The 3,052-nt window shown below is 62.9% G+C and carries 3 protein-coding genes; 2 read left to right on the top strand and 1 reads right to left on the bottom strand.

What is annotated here, in order from left to right; all coding sequences use genetic code 11:
- Nucleotides 1–227: 227 nt before the first annotated feature.
- The gene (locus DBR24_RS26750; protein WP_123470899.1) at nt 228–839 is read left to right on the top strand and encodes a trimeric intracellular cation channel family protein; all 612 of its coding nucleotides are present in this window, start codon (nt 228–230) and stop codon (nt 837–839) included.
- 104 nt (nt 840–943) lie between these two features.
- Here DBR24_RS26750 and queG read toward each other — a convergent pair whose 3' ends face one another.
- Nucleotides 944–2,008 (bottom strand): tRNA epoxyqueuosine(34) reductase QueG, encoded by a 1,065-nt coding sequence (gene queG, locus DBR24_RS26745; RefSeq protein WP_123470900.1) that lies wholly within the window; start codon nt 2,006–2,008, stop codon nt 944–946.
- A 63-nt stretch (nt 2,009–2,071) separates the two neighbouring features.
- Here queG and DBR24_RS26740 point away from each other — a divergent pair.
- Nucleotides 2,072–3,052 (top strand): NAD(P)H-hydrate epimerase (locus tag DBR24_RS26740; protein WP_128616215.1); only part of this gene is annotated, 981 nt, incomplete at its 3' end.

The following is a 3,052-nucleotide window of genomic DNA, read 5'->3' as shown; positions in this document are numbered from 1 at the left end:
CGATACCTGTGGCGAGGGGATTTATCCCCGTTGGATTGCGAAGCGATCCCCGTGCATTAAAACGGAGAGACCGCGTGTGCAGGTTTTGCGACTGCTGCGCAGCCGAACGGGGATAAATCCCCTCGCCACAGGTATCGCGTTCACCGAGTAATCTGGAATGGCATCGCCCCCTTCTGGTGCGGCACCGAAATGGCTAGACTGCGCGCCTTCCTGCCTGGACCGCCGCCATGTTGCTGATGCTCTATCTGATTGCCATTACTGCTGAAGCCATGACTGGCGCGCTGTCTGCCGGACGGCGCGGCATGGACTGGTTCGGTGTGGTGCTGATCGCCTGTGTCACGGCGCTGGGTGGCGGCTCGGTGCGCGACGTGCTGCTCGGGCACTACCCGCTGACTTGGGTCAAACACCCGGAATACCTGGTGTTGACCTCGGCGGCAGCGATGCTCACCGTGTTCACCGCCCGCTGGATGCGTCATCTGCGTTCGTTGTTCCTGGTGCTCGATGCGGTGGGCCTGGTGGCGTTCACCCTGATCGGCTGCATGACCGCTCTGGAAATGGGCCACGGCATGCTGGTGGCTTCGGTCAGCGGCGTGATCACCGGGGTCTTCGGCGGCATCCTGCGCGACATCTTCTGCAACGACATCCCACTGATCTTCCGTCGCGAGCTGTACGCCAGCGTCTCGTTCGCGGCGGCGTGGTGCTACATGCTCTGTCTGTACCTGAATGTGCCGGGCGAGCAGGCGATCCTGATTACCTTGTTCGGCGGTTTCCTGCTACGACTGCTGGCGATCCGTTTCCACTGGGAAATGCCCAAGTTCGTTTATAACGATCAGCCCTGACGCGATTCCCTGTAGGAACTGCCGCAGGCTGCGAGCTTTTGCTCTTGTCTGGTAAAAATCAAAGTCACAAGATCGCAGCCTTCGGCCGCTCCAACATTGTGTGATTACGCGAGGCCGTGCTGTTTCAGTGCCCACTCGACGTGTTCGCGGACTAGATCGGACGGGTAGTCGCGGCGCGCCTTCAAGGCTTCCAGCACCGGAATGCTCGACGGCGCATTGCCCAGGCCCACGGCCAGATTACGCAACCAGCGTTCGTAACCGGCGCGGCGCAGCGGCGAGCCTTCAGTGCTGCTGAGGAATTTGTCCTCGTCCCACAGAAACAGCTCGGCCAGTTCGGCGTTGTCCAGATTGTGCCGTGGCTTGAAGTCGCTTTCCCCGGACGGTCGGGCGAAGCGGTTCCACGGGCAGACGATCTGGCAGTCGTCGCAGCCGAACACGCGGTTGCCGATCAGCGGGCGCAGGTCTTCGGGGATGGCGTTTTTCAGTTCGATGGTCAGATAAGAGATGCAGCGCCGGGCGTCCAGCACATAGGGGCCGACGAAAGCGTTGGTCGGGCAGATGTCCAGGCACGCCGTGCAGCGACCGCAATGTTCGGTGCTGTGGGGTTCGTCCACCGGCAGCGGCAGGTCGACGAACAGTTCGCTCAAGAAAAAGTAACTGCCAGCCTTACGGTTCAATACCAGCGTGTTTTTGCCGATCCAGCCTAGCCCGGCCTGCTCGGCGATGGCTTTTTCCAATACCGGCGCGCTGTCGACGAACGCACGAAAACCGAACGGGCCGATCTCGGACTGGATCTTGTCGGCCAATTGTTGCACGCGTTTACGGATCAATTTGTGGTAATCGCGGCCCAAGGCATAGCGCGACACGTAAGCTTTCTCCGGTTGCGCCAGCATTTGCGCCATTTGCGTGTCGCCGGGCAGGTAGTCCATGCGCAGCGAAACCACGCGCAAAGTGCCCGGGACGAGTTCCTCGGGGTGTGAGCGTTTACTGCCATGTGCCCCCATGTAATCCATTTCGCCGTGGTAGCCGGCTGCGAGCCAGCGTTGCAGGTGCTGCTCATGCTCGGCGAGGTCCAGGCCGCTGATGCCGACTTGCTGGAAGCCCAGCTCGCGGCCCCAATCCTTGATCGATTGGGCGAGGGCGGGCAGATCTGTGGGGATGGCGGACATGAGGCGAGAGAAACCGGAGCTGAGGTGCGTATAATTCTGCCAGACATCGGAGCCCGAAGACGCATGCCGCACACGAAAGATGAATTACCCGACGCGCTGTACGCCGCCGCCCAGGTGCGCGAGCTCGACGCGCGGCTGATCGCTGCCGGCACGCCGGGCTTCGAATTGATGCAGCGCGCCGCGTATGCGTGCTGGCGTGCACTGGTGCGGCGCTGGCCCTCAGCCACAGAGCTGACCGTGCTGGCCGGGCGTGGCAACAATGCTGGCGACGGCTATTTACTGGCCGTGCTGGCGCAGCGTGCCGGTTGGGCGGTCCGGGTGCTGGCGGTCGGTGAGCCTCAGCGGTTGCAAGGCGACGCAGCGCTGGCCCATGCCGAGGCACTGGCCGAAGGTGTTGCGGTGCAGGGCTGGAGTGCCCAGGCCGAGTTGCGCGGCGTGGTCCTCGATGCGCTGCTCGGTACCGGTTTGAGTGGCGAGGTGCGTCAGCCCTATGCCGCCGCGATTGCCGCGATCAACGCCTGCGGCCTGCCAGTGGTGGCGGTCGATATTCCTTCCGGGTTGTGTGCCGATAACGGGCGAGAGCTGGGTCTTGCGGTGCGTGCTGACCTTACAGTGACGTTCATTGGTCTGAAGCCGGGATTGTTCACCGGTGACGCGGCAGATTGTGTCGGCGAGCTGGTGTTCAGCGGTCTGCAGGCTACACCTGAAACCTACCGTGACATTCCGGTCGCGGCTTGCCGGCTCAACGCGACTAATCTGCCGCGGTTGCCGGCACGCGCTCCAACCTCCCACAAGGGTCGCTTCGGTCATGTGTTACTGATCGGTGGCGATCATGGCTTTGGCGGGGCGATCCTGCTCAGTACCGAAACCGCCTTGCGCAGTGGCGCAGGCATGGTCTCGCTGGCGACGCGCCCGGAGCATGTCCCGGCGGCGCTGACCCGTGTGCCGGAGGCCATGGCTTTGGGCGCTTCATCGGCCAATCAGTTGATGGGCTTGCTCGAGAAAGTTTCGGTGCTGGTGGTCGGGCCGGGGCTGGGGCAGGCG

The sequence above is a fragment of the Pseudomonas sp. HMWF006 genome (genome assembly GCF_003061205.1).
Lineage (GTDB): Bacteria > Pseudomonadota > Gammaproteobacteria > Pseudomonadales > Pseudomonadaceae > Aquipseudomonas > Aquipseudomonas monsensis.
Note: the sequence above shows the minus strand (reverse complement) of the source record. Positions and strands in the feature narration are given on the sequence as shown.

Excerpts from the sequence above, each read along its gene's own strand:
- queG (WP_123470900.1), bottom strand. The coding sequence starts at position 2,008 with ATGTCCGCCATCCCCACAGATCTGCCCGCCCTCGCCCAATCGATCAAG.
- DBR24_RS26750 (WP_123470899.1), top strand. The coding sequence starts at position 228 with ATGTTGCTGATGCTCTATCTGATTGCCATTACTGCTGAAGCCATGACT.